Below are 16,610 nucleotides of genomic sequence, written 5' to 3' on the forward strand. Positions count from 1 at the left end.
TCGGGAATCCTCATGAGCCTCAAATACTCGGTCGGCGATCTCACCATCCATCGCGTCGTCGAGCAGGAGACGACCTTCCTGCCGGCGCTAGACCTCATGCCCGGTCTCACGCCGGAGGTGCTGTCCGAGAATCGCGCATGGATGCGTCAGGCAAATGCGTTGGACGAACAGGATACGCTGATCCTCTGCTTTCAGTCCTATGTCATCAAGACGCCGCATCACACCATTCTGGTCGACAGCTGCATCGGCAACGACAAGCCCCGGCCGCAGCGGCCGAAATGGAACATCAAGACGGACGACACCTATCTGCGCGGACTCGCCGGCGCCGGCTTTTCCGTTGACGACATCGACTTCGTGATGTGCACGCATCTGCATGTCGATCACGTCGGCTGGAACACGCGGCTCGAGAACGGCCGCTGGGTGCCGACCTTCCCGAAGGCGCGCTACGTGTTCGCCAGGCAGGAGTTCGACTACTGGACTGAACAGAATGCGAAGGGGCCGGTGCCGCCCTTCGTGGATAGTGTATTGCCGGTGGTGGAGGCCAAGCGGCACGAGATCGTCGGCAATGATCACCAGATCGGCGACCACGTCCGCATCCTGCCGACGCCGGGCCACACGCCCGGCCATGTCGCGTTCACCTTCGGTCGCGGCAAGGACGACGCGGTGTTCAGCGGCGATCTCATGCATTCGCCGATCCAGACGCTCTATCCGGAGATGTCGGTGAAATTCGACGTCGATCAGACGCAGGCGGCAACGACGCGCCGCAGCTTCCTGGAACGCTATTGCGACACAGACACGCTGTGCTGCACCGCGCATTTCCCGTCGCCGTCGGTGGGCAAGATCCGGCGCAAGGGCAACGGGTTCGTCTGCGCGGCGGTGTAGCGATTCCACCGAGTGGAGAGACACGATGACAGCGCTCCCCGATATTCCCCTGCCCGCCGGCATCCGCTCACGCTATGTCGACGACATCAACGGCCTGCGCATGCATGTGCTGGAGGCAGGCTTCGAGACCAAGGGGCGGCCTTGCATCCTGCTGCTGCACGGCTTTCCCGAGCTTGCCTTCTCCTGGCGCAAGGTGATGCCGGCGCTTGGCTCGGCGGGCTATCACGTGATCGCCCCGGACCAGCGCGGCTACGGCCGGACGACGGGGTGGAGCGCGGAGTACGATAGCGATCTCGCGCCCTTTTCGCTCTTCAACCTGGTGCGTGACGCGCTGGGGCTGGTGTCGGCGTTCGGCTACAGGCAGGTCGACGTGATCGGACATGATTTCGGCAGCCCGGTCGCTGCGTGGTGCGCCCTGATGCGGCCCGACGTGTTTCGTTCGGTGGCGATGATGAGTGCGCCGTTCGGCGGAGCGCCGCCGCTGCCGTTCGACACGATCGACACGCCGGCAAAGCCACCGGTCGAAGATCCCGTGCATCGCGAGCTCGCCGCGCTGCCGCGTCCGCGCAAGCATTATCAATGGTACTATGCGACGCGCGCGGCGAATGCCGACATGCACCGCGCGCCGCAGGGCGTGCATGATGTTCTGCGCGCCTATTATCATCACAAAAGCGCGGACTGGACCGGCAACAAGCCGTATCCGCTGAAATCCTGGTCGGCGAACGAGCTGGCGAAGCTGCCGACCTATTATGTGATGGACCTGAACGAGACCATGGCCGAGACGGTGGCGAAGGAGATGCCCTCGCCGGCTACGATCGCTGCCAATCAATGGCTGCCCGACCGCGAGCTCGCCTACTACAGCGCCGAATATGGCCGCACCGGATTCCAGGGCGGCCTGCAATGGTATCGCTGTGGCACATCTGGCGCATTCAACAGCCAGCTGCAATTGTTGGCCGGCCGCAGCATCGACGTCCCCTCCTGCTTCATCTCGGGCAAGCAGGATTGGGGCACCTATCAGCGTCCCGGCGTGTTTGAAGCGATGCAGGCGCGGACTTGCACGAAGCTGCTCGGCTGCCACCTCGTCGATGGCGCCGGACATTGGGTGCAACAGGAGCAGCCTGCCGAGGTGAGCCGTCTGCTGCTCGATTTCCTGGCGAAGAGCCGCCCGGCCTGATTTGACCCGGGAACCCTGACGCCTTATATAGTTTAGAATAATTCTAAACTATCGAGACAGGGCTACCGTGAAGACCTTTGCCGATCTGACCGAACGCGAGGTGCTCGCGGTCGCGATTTCCTCCGAGGAGGAAGACAGCCGCATCTACATGACCTTCGCCGAGGATCTCAGGGAGCGCTATCCGGACACGGCCAAGATATTCGAGGAGATGGCCGAGGAGGAACGCGGCCACCGGCGTCGTCTGCTCAAACTCTACGAAGAGCGCTTCGGTCAGCATCTGCCGCCAATCCGCCGCGAGGACGTCAAAGGCTTTTTGCGCCGGCGCCCGATCTGGCTGACCAAGAACCTGACGCTCGACACGATCCGCAAAGAGGTCGAGACGATGGAGTTCGAAGCCGAGCGCTTCTACGCGCGCGCCGCCGAGCAGGCCGAGGATGTCGGCGTGCGCCGCCTGCTCGGCGACCTCGCCGAGGAGGAGAAGCATCACGAGAATCGCGCCGCCGCGCTCACCGACGAGATCCTCAAGCCGGACGTGCGCGCCGAGGAGGATCGCACGCGGCGGCGGACGTTCGTCCTGCAATATGTGCAGCCCGGCCTCGCCGGCCTGATGGACGGATCGGTCTCGACGCTGGCGCCGCTGTTCGCGGCGGCCTTCGCCACGCATCAGAACTGGCAAACGTTTCTGGTGGGCCTCGCGGCTTCGATCGGCGCCGGCATCAGCATGGGATTCGCCGAAGCGCTGTCCGACGACGGATCGCTCTCGGGGCGCGGCTCGCCATGGCTGCGCGGCATCACCTGCGGCGCGATGACGACGCTCGGCGGCCTCGGCCACACCCTGCCTTATCTCGTCCCGGACAGCTGGCCGAACGCATTCTGGATCGCGACGGGAATCGCCGGCGTCGTCGTGTTCTTCGAATTGTGGGCGATCGCCTTTATCCGCTCACGCTACATGGACACGCCGTTCCTCCAGGCCGTGTTCCAGATCGTGCTCGGCGGCGCCATCGTGCTGGCGGTGGGCGTATTGATCGGAGCGGCGTAGGCTCCTCACGCTCTGTAGCGGCATATCAATCACCGTCAAACAGCCGTTGCAGCATTCGGCCAAACTGCGCATCATCCCTCCGGCAATAAGAGCAGGAGAAGCGCCGTGGCCAAGTCGGATTGGAGTTTCAAGAGTGCGGTCGAGCTGTCGGCCGCATTGACCGCGAAGAAGGTCTCGTCGGTCGAGCTCACGCAGGATGCGATCGACCGCATCGAACGCCACGACGGCAAGGTCAATGCGATCTGCGTCCGGGATTTTGATCGCGCGCTTGGCGCCGCGCGCGAGGCGGACGCCGCATTGGCGCGCGGCGAGCGGAAGCCGCTGCTTGGCCTCCCCATCACGGTGAAGGAATCCTACAACGTCGCCGGCCTGCCCACGACCTGGGGCTGGACGCCGCAGAAGGATTTCAAGCCGGCGGAGGACGCGCTGTCGATCACCCGGGTGAAGAACGCTGGCGGCGTTATCCTCGGCAAGACCAACGTTCCCGTTGGGCTCGGGGATTGGCAGAGCTACAACGATATTTACGGCACGACGAACAATCCGTTCGATCTCGGCCGCACGCCCGGTGGCTCGTCGGGCGGCTCGTCTGCGGCGCTCGCGGCAGGCTACGGACCGCTCTCGCTCGGGTCCGACATCGGCGGCTCGCTGCGCGTGCCCGCCTTCCATTGCGGGGTCTATGCGCACAAGCCGACCTACAATCTCTGTCCGACGCGTGGCCACACGCCGCCGCCGTTTCCAGCGATCCCGATGGAGCGCGATATGGCGGTGATCGGTCCGATGGCGCGGAGCGCAGCCGATCTGCCCCTGCTCCTCGACGTGATGGCAGGCCCCGATCCGCTGGACCTGGGCATCGGATACAAGCTCGCGCTGCCGGAGGCGCGACACGACGCGCTAAAGGATTTCCGCGTGCTGGTGATCGACAGCCACCCGTTGCTGCCTGCGAATGCCGACATCCGCAGCGCGATCGAGAAGCTGGCGGAACAATTGGCGGGCGCAGGTGCGAGCATCACCCGCGAAAGCCCGCTGTTTCCCGACTTCACGGAGTCCTCTCGCCTCTACATGCGCATGCTGATGGGCTTTCTGGGCGCCTTCCTTCCGCCGGACATTCTCGCCGGCGCGCGTGCCGGGGCAGCGCAGCTCTCACCAGAAGACAAAGGCCTGTCTGCCGAGCGGCTGCGTGGCATGACCAGCACACATCAGGCCTGGGTGTTCGACGAGGGCGCTCGCGCCGGCCTGCGCGCGCAATGGCGGCATTTGTTCAGGACATTCGATACGGTGATCTGCCCGATCATGCCTACCCCCGCTTACCCGCATGATCATTCGCCGCAGCAGGAGGCGCGCCGGATCAACATCGACGGCAAGGACTTTGCCTATCCGGACCAGCTCGCCTGGCCCGGCATCGCCACACTGACGGGCCTGCCTGCAACGGCTATTCCGCTCGGTCTGTCGAAGGACGGCCTACCGGTCGGCGTTCAAATCATCGGGCCATTCCTCGAGGACCGCACGCCGCTGAAGCTCGCCGCGCTGATCGAACGCGAGTTCGGCGGGTTCGTGCCGCCGAAGAGGTTTGATGATTAAGTGCTCGTCATTGCGAGCGAAGCGAAGCAATCCAGAAATCCATCCGCGGAGGGACACTGGATTGCTTCGTCGCAAGAGCTCCTCGCAATGACGGTGCAGAACAGCTGCCAGATTCCGGCTCGATGCTTCGCGCGCCCGGAGGTCACCGGTCCAAGTTCTTCAACAGCAAATTCAACGCTGTCGCCGCGAACGTCTGCATGTTGGCGAAGCGGTCGTTGCTGCCTGTCTCCAGCGTCATCACCTCTGCGGCGGGACCGGCAACCGCCATGCAGCTGTGGCCTGCCGCATCGCCGTAGCGGTTGCCGGTGGGACCGGCGGCGCCGGTCTCGGACAGGCCCCAGTCGCAGTTGAAGCGGCCGCGCATCTGCTCGGCCAACAGTTGCGCGTAGGGCTCCGACGAGGAGCGAAAGCCCTTCATTCCTCCGTCCGAAATATCCATCAGCACGCGCCTGGCGTCGCGGGTGTAGACCACGGCGCCGCCGAGGAAGTAGGCGGACGCGCCGGGCATCGCGAGCAGGCTGGCCGCGATCAGGCCGCCGGTGGAGGATTCGGCCACGGCAATGGTCTGTTTGCGCGCGATCAGTTTCGCCGCGACCTGTTCCGCAATACAGACGAGCTCTTTCATGTCCTGCACCTCTGATCCTCGCAACCGAGCTGTGCCTTCCTAGCATATGACAGCGCCATTGGCCGAGTTGCGGACGACGGGCAGGCCTGCTTGAATGGCAGGCGCAAGACGGCGCGGCTAAGCGCTGCGCAAGCGGAACGTCAAGAGGAAACGTAAAAGGGAGACGTCATGGCGTCCCTGATCGCCGGCGGGGTGGATTGCGATGTGCATCCGGCCGTGCCGCATCTGACCAGCCTGCTGCCGTACCTGAATGACTATTGGCGCGATCAGGTGACGACGCGCGGCATGGTCGATCTCATCTCGCAGTCCTATCCGCAGAACTCGCCGATCACGGCGCGGCCCGACTGGCGCCCTGAAAGCGGCAAGCCGGGCGAGAGCCTGGCGGACATGCAGCGCCATGTGCTCGATCCCTTCCAGCTCTCGCACGCCATCTGCAATCCGCTTTATGGCGTGCAGATGGTGTTTTCGGAGGATCTGCAGGCCGCCTTCTGCCGCGCGCTGAACGAGTGGCTCGCGAAAGAATGGCTCGATCGCGATCCGCGGCTGCGCGGCTCGATCGTGATCCCCACGCAAAGCATCGAGAAGGCCGTCGCCGAGATCGAGCGCTGCGCGCAGGACCGCCGCTTCGTGCAGGTGCTGATGCTGGTGATGGGCGACACGCCCCTCGGCAAGCGCGCGCTGTGGCCGATCTACGAGGCGGCGGAACGGCTGGAGCTGCCGATCGGCGTGCATGCCGGTTCCGCCTATCACAATCCGCCGACGGCTGTGGGGTGGGGTTCCTATCACATCGAGGACTATGTCGGTCAGGCCCAGGCGTTCCAGACCCAGCTCACCAGCCTGATCGTCGAGGGCGTGTTCGCCAGATATCCGCGCTTGAAGATGGTGATGCTGGAATCCGGCGTCTCCTGGATCTCCCCCTTTCTCTGGCGCCTTCACAAGTTCTGGCGCGGCGTGCGGATGGAGACGCCGTGGGTCGATCGCGCGCCGCTGGACATTGTGCGCAGCAACATCCGCTTCTCGTTACAGCCGTTCGATGCGCCGCCGGATGAGGCGACATTAATTCGCCTGTTTGATCATATGCAGTCGGATGAATTGGTTCTATTCTCCACGGACTACCCGCACTGGCAGTTCGACGGCCAGGACGCGCTGCCCGCAGGTCTAACCCCCGATCTCGTGCGCAAGATCATGAGCGACAATCCGCATGCAACCTATCCCCGCCTGACTTAGCCCGCTGCCAAAGGAGGCAAGGCGATGAATATTCAGTTCCGCGAAAGCTCCGAAGCCGCTTCCCCACTGACCGTCAAAACCGCGATCGCGGACTGCGACATCCATCCGGCACGCGCGACCCGCGCCGAGCTCTATCCCTACCTCGCCAAACGCTGGCAGCATCATCTCGAAGTCTACGGCGTCCATGCGTATCAGGGCATGATGGAGGGCCCGCCCTATCCGAAGGCTCAGCCCAACGCCTCGCGCCGCGACGCCTATCCGCCGGAAGGCGGGCCGCAGGGCTCTTCGCTCTCCTTCATGCGGAAGCAGTTGCTCGATCCCAACAACGTGCAGCTCGGCGTGCTCAATCCGCTCAACACCGGGCAGGGCATCCGCAATCACGAGCTCTCGGCGGCGCTGTGCTCGGCGATCAACGACTGGCAGATCGACAAATGGACCAGCAAGGACAAGCGGCTGAAGGCGTCCATCGTCGTCGGCAACGAGGACGGCCCGTCGGCCGCGGCCGAAATCCGCGAGCGCGCCGGCGACAAGAATTTCGTGCAGGTGCTTTTGCTCAGCCGCAATGTCGAGCCACTCGGACAGCGCCGCTACTGGCCGATCTATCAGGCCGCGGAAGAGGCCGGCCTTCCCGTCGGCGTCCACGCCTTCGGCTTCGGCGGCAACCCGATCACGCCGTCGGGCTGGCCGAGCTACTACATCGAGGAGATGGTGGGGCACTCGCAGTGCCAGCAATCGGCGCTTGCGAGTCTGGTGCTGGAGGGCGTGTTCGAGCGCTTCCCGAAATTGAAGATGGTGATGATCGAAGCCGGCTTCGGCTGGGCGCCGTCACTGGCGTGGCGGCTCGACAAGGTCTGGCAGCGGCTCAGGAGCGAGGTGCCGCACGTCAAACGGCCGCCGTCGGAATATATCCGCGAGCGGGTGTGGTACACGACGCAGCCGATGGAGGATCCGGAGCGGCGCGAGGATCTGTTCGACGTCATCAAGTGGATCGGCTGGGACCGGCTGCTGTTCGCGACCGACTACCCGCATTGGGACTATGACGAGCCGTCGCGCGTCTTGCCGGCGGGCGTCGGCGAGGCCGATCGCGAGGCGTTCTATCTGGGCAATGCGAAGAAGCTGTACGGCATGCCCTGATGGCAAGACACGTCATTGCCGCGGTGGATGAACTGCCGCCCGGCACGCGAAAATTTCTGGAGATCGACGGGCGGCCGATCGCGGTCTTCAACATCAAGGGCGAATATTTCGGCCTGATGAACCGCTGCCCGCATCAGGGCGCGGCGCTGTGCGAGGGACCGCTGATCGGGCTCGCGCAATCCAGTGACCCCGGCGAGATCGAGTATACCAAACTCGGCGAGATCATCCGCTGCCCCTGGCACGGCTGGGAGTTCGACATCCGCACCGGCCAGTCCTACTGCGACCCCCGCCGCTTCCGCGTGAAGGCCTATCCGGCCCATGTCGAGCCGGGTGCGAGCGTGGTCAAGGGGCCGTATGTCGCCGAGACGATCCCGGTAAAGGTCGAGAGCGATTACGTGGTGGTGGAGTTGTAAGCTCCCGCCGTCATTCCGGGGCGCCCGAAGGGCGGCCCCGGAATGACATTCAGTGTCCGGCAACCGGCTCCGCCACCGCATCATATGTCGGCACCGTCTTGCCGCCGCCGCGATAAACGACGAGCGCGGCGATGATGCCGAGCGCCGCGCCGAACATGAGCCAGTACGCCGGCGAAGCCTTGTCGCCATTGGTCATGCTGATCAGTTTGGTAGCGACAATGGGGGTGGACGTGCCGAAGATGCCTGCAGCCATCGCGAAAGCGATCGAGAAACAGGTGGTACGGACATGCGCCGGGACGATCTCGACCAGACATCCCAGCATCGTGCCGCTGTAAACGCCAAAGTAGAACGAGAACATCATCTGCACCGCCAGCAGCTTTCCGAGAGTGGGCTCTGCCGCGAGCCAGGACAGCGCCGGGTAAGCGGTGACTAGCGATAGGCCTGCGATCGTCAGCAGCACCGGCTTGCGGCCGATGCGATCGGATACCGCACCGCCGACCGGATTCCAGATGAAGTTGGTCACCGCAACGAAAAGGGTCACGAGCAATGTCCCCGTGGGCGAAAGGTTGAGCTGCTTGCCAAAGCCGGGGGCATACACCGTGATGAAATAGAAAGTCGTCGTGGTCAGGACCGCGATCATCATGCCGAGGACGACAATGCGCCAGTTCGCGAGCGCCGAAGCGAACACCTCGCTTGCGGTCGGATGTCTCTTCATGGCCAGGAAGGCCGGCGTTTCCTCAAGCGAGCGCCGCAACATGAAAATGACGGGGATGATGATGCAGCCGATAAGGAACGGGATGCGCCACTTCGCGATTCCGCCGAGGGAGTCCAAGAACGTGTCGCTGGGCATGACTTCCCTCAGGATAAAGCCGATGACCGCAGCCACAAAGATCGCGACCTGCTGACTGGAAGATTGGAACGAGGTGTAAAAGCCGCGATTGCCGGGCGTCGCGATCTCGGAAAGATAAACAGAGACGCCGCCCAGCTCCACGCCGGCGGAGAACCCCTGTATCAACCGGCCAATCAGGACGATAACCGGGGCGGCAACGCCGATTGCGGCGTAGGACGGGCAGAAGGCGATCACCACGGTACCGAGCGCCATCAGCGCGAGCGTGACGATCAGCCCTTGGCGACGGCCGATGCGGTCGATATAGGCACCTAGTACGATCGCGCCGACCGGACGCATCAGAGCACCGAGCCAAAACACGCCGTAGGCATTGAGTAGCGCCGCGGTCTCGTCCGCGGCGGCGAAAAACGCCTTTGCGATATCTTGCGCATAGAAGCCGAACAGGAAGAAGTCGAACTGCTCGAGGAAATTGCCGCTCGTTGCACGCAGGATTGCGCCGATGCGCGACTTGATCTCGGGCGGATTGGTTGATGCTGCTGGTCCAGCCATGGCGTCACTCCCCTGGAAGACGTAGCCGGACCGGAACTCACTTCACGGCAGGCGACGGATAGTTGCTGCGACAATCTGCCCTACCCCTCTCGCGCTGGCCGCGGCGCGTCAACTCAATTCGCCGGCGGAGCCGATGATTTTCAGGCTATATTTTGCGTTGCAGCAATCATCCATTCGCGGAATGCGGCGAGCTTCGGGGCCTCGCGGCGGCCCTCCGGCGCGACCAGGTAGAAACCGGCGTCGGCCGGCAGCGCGATCTTGAACGGAACGACGAGCCGGCCCTTGGCGATGTCGTCCCGGACGTAGGAGGTCCGCCCCATCGCCACGCCGATGCCGTCGATCGCGGCCTGGATGGTCATGAAGATCATGTCGAAGGTGATGCCGGGCTGCCTGGCGATGTCGGCCGGCAGACCCGCCGCCGTCAACCACAGCCGCCAGTCGTCGCTATTGGCGTTGGAGGTGTGCAGCAGCATATGGCTCTTGAGGTCCTCCGGAGAGCGCAGCGGCTTGCCCCCGTGCAACAAAGATGGGCTGCACACCGGAAACAGCTCGTCCGCCATCAGCCAGTCGGCGCGCAAGCCCGGCCACTGGCCGCGCCCGTAGCGGATCGCGGCGTCGACATTGTCGCGCTGAAAATCGACCAGGCTGGTCGAGGTGGTGATGCGGACGTCGATGCCGGGATGGTGCTCCTGGAAATCAGTGAGCCGCGGCAGCAGCCATTTTGCGGCGAGCGAGGCCAGCGTCGAGACGGTCAGCACCTTGTCGTCGTCCTTGCGCAGCAGCCGATCGGTGGCAAGGCGGAGGTCGTTGAAGGCGGCGCGGACGCCCGGCAGATAGTCGCGCGCCTCCGGTGTCAGCGCCAGCGCGCGGTTCTGCCGGACGAACAGGCGGATGCCGAGCTCCTCCTCCAGCCTGCGGATCTGATGGCTGATCGCAGTCTGGGTCACATTCAGCTCGGAAGCGGCCAGCGTGAAACTGAGATGGCGCGCGGCGGCTTCAAAGGCCCGCAATCCGTTCAGGGAAGGCAATCTGGCAGTCATCTGGCAGCAGGATACATGACGTTATTTCATGCGAAAGAGTACAAATTGTCGTTTGTCGCAGCGCAGTAGGAAGCAGATATAAGCGGTCAACTTAGCTCCAGGAGCTGAAAATGTCTACTTTGACCCAGAATTCGATGACAAATCATCATGCGCCCGGCCTGATCCACCAGATTGGCGAGACCCTTCACGTCTGGCACGAGCGCTACCGGACCCGGCGTGAGCTGACCAACTGGTCCGCGCGTGACCTCCAGGACGTCGGACTGTCCTGGAGCGATGTGGCCTTTGAGGCCGACAAACCCTTCTGGCGGGCCTGATTGGCCGCCAGGCCGGCGCCGCCTGATCACAGGGGCGCCGGCGGTCCCTTCTTCCTTGACGTCCCTTGTGGGCATGTGTCATGAGCACCCTCCGCCTGGAAGATTTGAAGCAATATTCGGACTCGCTGCGCACCCGGCACGGTGAGCCGGTGAGCGTTCGCTTCGTCGAACCGCGCGACACCGACGAGCTCCAGCACTATGTCCGCTCGCTCTCGACCCGCTCCCGCTACAACCGTTTCTTCGGCGGGATCAGCGAGCTGCCGAAAAGCCTGCTTCACGACTTCCTTCAGGTCGGCGAGCGCGATCGTTTTACGGTGGTCGCGACCATGATGGTCGACGGCTTCGAGACCATCGTCGCCGAAGCGCGCTACGCGCTGCATGCCGAAACCGCGACGGTTGAATTCGGCCTGTCGGTCGACGATCACTGGCAGGGCCACGGCATCGCCACCGTGCTCATGAAGAATCTCGAGTGCCGCGCGGCTGCGCTCGGTGCCGAGCGCATGCTCGGCGACACGCTCCGCTCCAACGAGGCCATGATTTCGCTCGCGCGCAAATCCGGCTTTGCCTTCGTCAATCATCCTGATGACTGGAAACTCGTCCGCTTCGACAAGGAGATCAGCGTCGCACCAAAGGACATTCCCTGCGCGAGCTGGCGCCTCATCACCCTTTCCCGTCGGGCCGAAAGCCCCTCAGCCTCGGCCTGACACCACTCGAGCCCGGCCTGGCGAAAACCAGAGCCGGGCATTTTTTTATCCCATTCATAAACCGTCATCCTGAGGCGCTCGTTCTGCGGTCTTCCGCAGAACGGGCCTCGAAGGATGGACGGCCCGGCTGGTTTTTATTTTCGCCGCGGCAACAGCGGGGCCGTCGCCCTTCGAGGCCTCCGCTTCGCTCCGGCACCTCAGGGTGACGGTCAACCACTTTCGGAAGCCCTACTTCCCCCTGAACACCGCCTTGCGCTTCTCGATAAACGCCTGCACCGCCTCCTTGTGATCGGCGGTCGTGGTCAGGCGGATCAGCCGTTCAGCCTCATGATCGCGCGCGGTTTCGAAGTCGAACTGCAGGGCCTCGTCGAGGTTGTCCTTCATGTAGCGAAGCGCGAGGCGCGGGCCTTCAGCGAGGGATTTCGCCAGTGCGAAGGCCTCTGCCTGCAATTTGTCGTCGGGCACCACGCGGTTGACGAGCCCGATCGCCTCACAACGCGCTGCGTCCACGCGATCGCCGGTGAACAGCAACTCGCGCGCCCGCGCCGTGCCGACGAGCCGCGTCAACAGCCACGCGATACCGTAATCGCCGCTGAGCGCGATGCGGGCATAGCCGGTGGCCACGAAGGCCGATTGCGCGGCGATGCGGATGTCGCAGGCCATGGCGATGGCCAGCCCCGCGCCGACCGCCGGACCGGGGAGCGCCGCGATGGTCGGCTTGCGCACCGACACCAGCGCGCCGGTGAGCAGCCGCTGCCGCTCCTGGAGATCGGCCACGCGGTCTTCCAGCGACACCTCCAGCTTCTTCGGGTCGCGATGCGCGCCCATGCCCTTGACGTTGCCGCCGGCGCAAAAAGCTTCGCCGGCGCCGGTGAGCAGCAGCGCGCCGACATCGGGATTCTCGCCGCAGCTGCGGATCATCGTGCGCAGCGCCGGCGTCAGCGCGTCTGACAGCGAGTTGCGCGCCTCGGGCCGGTTCAGCGTGATCAATGCGACGCGATCACGGATCACGCAGAGGAGTTCATTGGTGCCGGTGTCGATGGTGGTTTCCGTGGTCATGTCGCTCCCTCTTTTTCGTCATTGCGAGGAGCGAAGCGAGGAAACAATCCAGCCTTTTTCCGCGGAAGCATTCTGGATTGCTTCGCTTCGCTCGCAATGACGGCGTTGTGACGTTATCGCCCTCAAAACTTCTCCACCCAGGGCCGCAACTCGAGCTCCCAGCTCCAGGCGCTGCGCGGCTGCTGCAACACGTTCCAGTAGCTCTCCGCGATGGCATCGGGATCGAGCATCGAACCCGGCTTGTCTTCGGGCTCCGTGCGCGCGGCGCTGCGGATGCCGCCGTCGATGACAAAATGCGCGATGTGGATGCCTTGCGGCGACAGTTCGCGTGCCATGCTCTGCGCGAGGCCGCGCAGCGCGAACTTGCCCATCGCGAACGGGGCCGACTGCGCATAGCCCTTGACGCTTGCCGAAGCGCCGGTGAACAGGATCGCGCCGTGCTTGCTGGGCAGCATGCGTTTTGCCGCCTGCTGCGCCACCAGGAAGCCGCCATAGGCGCTGACCGCGATCGCCTGCGCCACGTCGGCCGGGACGAGATCGACGAACGGCCCGCGCGCGCGACCGCTGGCGTTGTAGACGACCACGTCGGGCGTGCCGATCTCGCGTTCGACGAGGCCAAACAAGCGCTCGACCTCCTCGGGCTCGGTGGCGTTGCAGGCATAGGCCTTGGCGCCGGTCTCGCTGCAGAGCGCGCCAAGTTTCTCGATTTTTCGCGCGGCCAGCGCGACGCGGATGCCCTGGGCAGACAATAGCCGCGCCAGCGAGGCGCTCAGGCCTTCGCCGGCGCCGACGATGAGGGCGATCTTGTATTTCGGGTGTTCCATGGCGTGATCTCTCGCAGACGGGAAGCCGCTGATCTATGCACGGTCCGTGCGGACAACCAGCCGGGACGATCACAATTCCGCAGAGCGAATTGCTCCCTCACGGCGATCATGCCTCCCTGACGATTTGCGGCTTTCTCCGCTTTCGCGACTGGAGCATGATCGACATCATCTCAAGCGGCAAGCGCCAAATCGGCGTAAGATGTCCGTAAGGCGGAAACGAAGAGGACGATCATGCACAAGCCGGCCCCCGCGCAGGCAAAACAGGTCGCGGCCGCACCATCCGGACTGCTGGCTCCCGATACCACTGGCATGAATTTCTACCGCGCCGATCAGGCGTTGACGGATCTCCTGCGCATCCATCTGCCGGAGAAGCTGTTCCGCCACATCGAGCCGCATCTCGATCGCCTCGGTGGACTCGCCGGCGGCCCCCTCGACGACTGCGCGCGGCTCGCCGACTGGCACACGCCGGTGTTGCACCAGCGCGACAAGTTCGGCCGCGACGTGCAGTGGATCGAATACCACCCGGCCTATCGCGAGTTGGAGGACGCGGCCTTCGGCGAGTTCGGCATCCACGCGCTATCGATCCGCAAGGGCATCATGGGCTGGCCGGACAAATATCCGGTCGTAGCGAAACACGCCTTCACTTTCCTGTTCAACCAGACCGAATTCGGCATGGGCTGCCCGATCAACGTCACCGACGGCTGCGCGAAACTTCTTGCGAATTTCGGCAGTGATGCGCTGAAGGCGAAATATCTCGATGGCCTGACCCAGACCGACATGAGCAAGCTGACCCAAGGCGGCCAGTTCATGACCGAGAAGGAAGGTGGCTCCGACGTCGGCACGCTCACCACGACGGCCGTGCAGGAGGGCGACCATTGGCGCCTCACCGGAGAGAAATGGTTCTGCTCGAACGCCGACGCTAAAATCGTGATGCTGCTGGCGCGCCCCGAAGGCGCCGGCCCCGGAACGCGCGGCGTCGGCCTGTTCCTGATGCCGCGCTTCCTCGACGACGGCTCGCAGAACCACTACCGGATCGTGCGCCTGAAGGACAAGCTCGGCACGCGCTCGATGGCGTCAGGCGAGATCAAGCTCGAAGGCGCGATCGCCTATGCGGTCGGCAAGCTCGACCGCGGCTTCGTGCAGATGGCCGAGATGGTGAACTCGTCGCGTCTTTCAAATGGCGTGAAATCCACGGCGCTGATGCGCCGGGCCTATCACGACGCGATGACGGTGGCGAAGAACCGCGTGGTGTTCGGCAATCGCATCATCGACCTGCCGCTGGGCCGGCGCCAGATGCTGAAGATCATGCTGCCGGTCGAGCAAGCACTGTCGATGAGCTTTCTCACCGCCGACGCGCTCGATCGCGCCGAGGCCGGCAGCCAGGATGCCGCTGCGCTGCTTCGCATTCTGACCCCGACACTGAAATTCCGCGCCACGCGTGATGCGCGAAAGGTCTGCGGCGATGCGCTCGAGATGCGCGGCGGCATCGGCTACATCGAGGAATTCGCGACCGCGCGGCTGCTGCGCGACGCGCATCTCGGCTCGGTCTGGGAAGGCACCGGCAACATCGTCGCGATTGATGCGCTGAGGCGCGCGGTCGGACGCCACGGCGCCGAATCTGCGCTCGCCGCCGATCTGCACGCCCGGCTCGATGACAGCCCCTCGGTGCCGCAGGCCTGGCGCGACCGGCTGCATATTCTCACCGATCGCGCAGTCGGCTTCGCGCGCGAGGTCGCGGGCAGGGCCGACAACGAGGCCGATGCGCGCCGCGCCACTAGCCTGCTCTATCATGTCGCCAGTGCCCTCGCACTCGCCTGGGAGGCGCACCGCATTCACGACATGCGCGGCGATGCGCGAAGGCTGCTGATGTCGCGGCTGGTGATCGATCACCGGGTGTCCCCGAGCGATCCGTTCCGGCTGACGGAAAATGCCGTGCAGCAGAAGATCGCCGCGCTGCTGCTCGGCGAGCGCGCAGCTGATATGAGCGAGGTTGGCGAACTGGTTCTGGCAGCGTAGGCTGCACCGGCGTTCAAAGCAAAAAAAGCGATAGGGAGTGCTCGATGAAGGCCGCCGTCCTCCATGAAGTCAACAAACCCCTGGTCATCGAGGATGTCAGCCTGCCGAAGCCCGGGCCGCGCGAGGTCCTGATCCGCACGTCGGTGGCGGGTCTCTGCCACTCCGATCTGCACTTCATGGAGGGGCTCTATCCGCATCCGCTGCCCGCGGTGCTCGGGCACGAGTCCGCCGGTGTCGTCGAGCAGGTCGGCTCCGACGTGACTTATGTGAAGCCCGGCGATCACGTGGTCACCTGTTTGTCGGTGTTCTGCGGTACCTGCGACAATTGCACCACGGGCCGCACGGTGCTCTGCACCGACACCACGGTGAAATTGCTGCCGGGTGCCTCCAATCGGATGCAGTGGGCCCGCTCGGAGAAGCTGCATCAGTTCCTCAATCTTTCCTCCTTCGCCGAGCAGATGCTGGTGCATGAGAACGCGATCGTCAAAATCCGCAAGGAGATGCCGCTCGATCTCGCCGCGCTGATCGGCTGCGGCGTCATCACCGGCTATGGCGCGGTCGTGAACACGGCGAAGGTGACGGCCGGCGAGACCGTGGCCGTGATCGGCTGCGGCGGTGTCGGCATGGCTGCGATCAACGGCGCGCAGATCGCGGGTGCCGGCCGCATCATTGCCATCGACACGAATCCGGCAAAGCTGCAGCTCGCGACCAAGCTGGGCGCTACCGACATCATCAACCCTGCCGACGGCGACGTCGTGAAGCAGGTGCGCGATCTCACCAATGGCGGCGTGCATCATTCCTTCGAGGTGCTCGGCCGCAAGGAGACCGCCGAGCAGGCTTTCGGCATGCTCGCCTCGGGCGGCACGGCCACCATCGTCGGCATGATTCCGTTCGGCCAGAAGATCGAGCTGCACGGCTTCGACTTCCTGCGCGAGCGCAGGATCCAGGGCTCCTCGATGGGCTCGAACCACTTTCGCGTCGACATGCCGCGGCTGGTGGATTTCTACCTGCGCGGACGGCTGCATCTGGAAGACTGGATTTCGGCCAAGCTGAAGCTCTCCGAGATCAACGAAGGTTTTGCCAACATGAAAGCCGGCAAGACGCTGCGCAGCGTCATCATATTCGACAGCTGATTGCCGGCGCTCCCGTGTTGCTCCGAAACAGCTATCAGCCCCCCGGCTTGAC

Annotated in this window: 16 protein-coding genes; 11 read left to right on the forward strand and 5 right to left on the reverse strand. The window is 64.2% G+C overall.

Features of this window, described 5'->3' with window-relative positions; all coding sequences use genetic code 11:
* Positions 1 to 12 precede the first annotated feature (12 nt).
* The 4 genes from IVA74_RS13465 to IVA74_RS13480 all read left to right on the forward strand — a co-directional run bounded on the left by IVA74_RS13465 (position 13) and on the right by IVA74_RS13480 (position 4,673).
* Positions 13 to 882 carry an MBL fold metallo-hydrolase gene (locus IVA74_RS13465; RefSeq protein ID WP_247344125.1) on the forward strand — a complete coding sequence of 290 codons (870 nt, stop codon included), beginning with the start codon at positions 13 to 15 and terminating at the stop codon, positions 880 to 882.
* Positions 883 to 907: 25 nt separating this feature from the next.
* Positions 908 to 2,056: an alpha/beta hydrolase gene (locus IVA74_RS13470; protein ID WP_247344128.1), complete on the forward strand. Its 1,149-nt coding sequence runs from the start codon at positions 908 to 910 to the stop codon at positions 2,054 to 2,056.
* 67 nt (positions 2,057 to 2,123) lie between these two features.
* A complete protein-coding gene (mbfA, locus tag IVA74_RS13475) occupies positions 2,124 to 3,095 on the forward strand; it encodes an iron exporter MbfA (RefSeq protein ID WP_247344133.1) in 972 nt (323 codons plus the stop codon).
* 105 nt (positions 3,096 to 3,200) lie between these two features.
* The gene (locus tag IVA74_RS13480) at positions 3,201 to 4,673 is read left to right on the forward strand and encodes an amidase (RefSeq protein WP_247344135.1); all 1,473 of its coding nucleotides are present in this window, start codon (positions 3,201 to 3,203) and stop codon (positions 4,671 to 4,673) included.
* Between the two features lie 142 nt (positions 4,674 to 4,815).
* Here IVA74_RS13480 and IVA74_RS13485 read toward each other — a convergent pair whose 3' ends face one another.
* Positions 4,816 to 5,298: a CinA family protein gene (locus tag IVA74_RS13485; RefSeq protein WP_247344137.1), complete on the reverse strand. Its 483-nt coding sequence runs from the start codon at positions 5,296 to 5,298 to the stop codon at positions 4,816 to 4,818.
* Positions 5,299 to 5,466: 168 nt separating this feature from the next.
* Between IVA74_RS13485 and IVA74_RS13490 the strand changes: the two genes are divergently transcribed.
* From IVA74_RS13490 to IVA74_RS13500, 3 genes are read left to right on the forward strand one after another with little or no spacing between them, the layout of a single operon-like run.
* The gene (locus tag IVA74_RS13490) at positions 5,467 to 6,525 is read left to right on the forward strand and encodes an amidohydrolase family protein (RefSeq protein ID WP_247344139.1); all 1,059 of its coding nucleotides are present in this window, start codon (positions 5,467 to 5,469) and stop codon (positions 6,523 to 6,525) included.
* A gap of 24 nt (positions 6,526 to 6,549) precedes the next feature.
* Complete coding sequence (locus tag IVA74_RS13495) at positions 6,550 to 7,659, forward strand: amidohydrolase family protein (RefSeq protein WP_247344141.1); 1,110 nt, start codon at positions 6,550 to 6,552, stop codon at positions 7,657 to 7,659.
* The gene (locus IVA74_RS13500; RefSeq protein ID WP_008541477.1) at positions 7,659 to 8,072 is read left to right on the forward strand and encodes a Rieske (2Fe-2S) protein; all 414 of its coding nucleotides are present in this window, start codon (positions 7,659 to 7,661) and stop codon (positions 8,070 to 8,072) included. Before IVA74_RS13495 ends, IVA74_RS13500 begins: the two co-directional genes overlap by 1 nt.
* 49 nt (positions 8,073 to 8,121) lie before the next feature.
* Here the strand turns inward: IVA74_RS13500 and IVA74_RS13505 are convergent, their stop codons facing one another.
* Both IVA74_RS13505 and IVA74_RS13510 read right to left on the reverse strand, forming a co-directional pair.
* Positions 8,122 to 9,468 carry an MFS transporter gene (locus tag IVA74_RS13505; RefSeq protein ID WP_247344145.1) on the reverse strand — a complete coding sequence of 449 codons (1,347 nt, stop codon included), beginning with the start codon at positions 9,466 to 9,468 and terminating at the stop codon, positions 8,122 to 8,124.
* 140 nt (positions 9,469 to 9,608) lie between these two features.
* Complete coding sequence (locus IVA74_RS13510; RefSeq protein ID WP_247344148.1) at positions 9,609 to 10,508, reverse strand: transcriptional regulator GcvA; 900 nt, start codon at positions 10,506 to 10,508, stop codon at positions 9,609 to 9,611.
* Positions 10,509 to 10,618: 110 nt separating this feature from the next.
* Here IVA74_RS13510 and IVA74_RS13515 point away from each other — a divergent pair, with 110 nt between their 5' ends.
* Positions 10,619 to 10,822 carry a DUF1127 domain-containing protein gene (locus IVA74_RS13515; protein WP_247344151.1) on the forward strand — a complete coding sequence of 68 codons (204 nt, stop codon included), beginning with the start codon at positions 10,619 to 10,621 and terminating at the stop codon, positions 10,820 to 10,822.
* 80 nt (positions 10,823 to 10,902) lie between these two features.
* The gene (locus IVA74_RS13520; RefSeq protein WP_247344154.1) at positions 10,903 to 11,526 is read left to right on the forward strand and encodes a GNAT family N-acetyltransferase; all 624 of its coding nucleotides are present in this window, start codon (positions 10,903 to 10,905) and stop codon (positions 11,524 to 11,526) included.
* 228 nt (positions 11,527 to 11,754) lie between these two features.
* On the opposite strand, the gene IVA74_RS13525 is transcribed toward IVA74_RS13520, so the two are convergent.
* Both IVA74_RS13525 and IVA74_RS13530 read right to left on the reverse strand, forming a co-directional pair.
* Positions 11,755 to 12,585 (reverse strand): enoyl-CoA hydratase, encoded by an 831-nt coding sequence (locus tag IVA74_RS13525; protein ID WP_247344157.1) that lies wholly within the window; start codon positions 12,583 to 12,585, stop codon positions 11,755 to 11,757.
* A 122-nt stretch (positions 12,586 to 12,707) separates the two neighbouring features.
* The gene (locus IVA74_RS13530; protein WP_247344160.1) at positions 12,708 to 13,409 is read right to left on the reverse strand and encodes an SDR family NAD(P)-dependent oxidoreductase; all 702 of its coding nucleotides are present in this window, start codon (positions 13,407 to 13,409) and stop codon (positions 12,708 to 12,710) included.
* 231 nt (positions 13,410 to 13,640) lie between these two features.
* Here IVA74_RS13530 and IVA74_RS13535 point away from each other — a divergent pair, with 231 nt between their 5' ends.
* The gene (locus IVA74_RS13535; RefSeq protein WP_247344163.1) at positions 13,641 to 15,425 is read left to right on the forward strand and encodes an acyl-CoA dehydrogenase family protein; all 1,785 of its coding nucleotides are present in this window, start codon (positions 13,641 to 13,643) and stop codon (positions 15,423 to 15,425) included.
* Between the two features lie 44 nt (positions 15,426 to 15,469).
* Positions 15,470 to 16,558 carry a Zn-dependent alcohol dehydrogenase gene (locus IVA74_RS13540; RefSeq protein ID WP_007605188.1) on the forward strand — a complete coding sequence of 363 codons (1,089 nt, stop codon included), beginning with the start codon at positions 15,470 to 15,472 and terminating at the stop codon, positions 16,556 to 16,558.
* Positions 16,559 to 16,610 lie beyond the last annotated feature (52 nt).

The sequence above is a fragment of the Bradyrhizobium sp. 132 genome (genome assembly GCF_023074185.1).
Classification (GTDB): Bacteria; Pseudomonadota; Alphaproteobacteria; order Rhizobiales; family Xanthobacteraceae; genus Bradyrhizobium.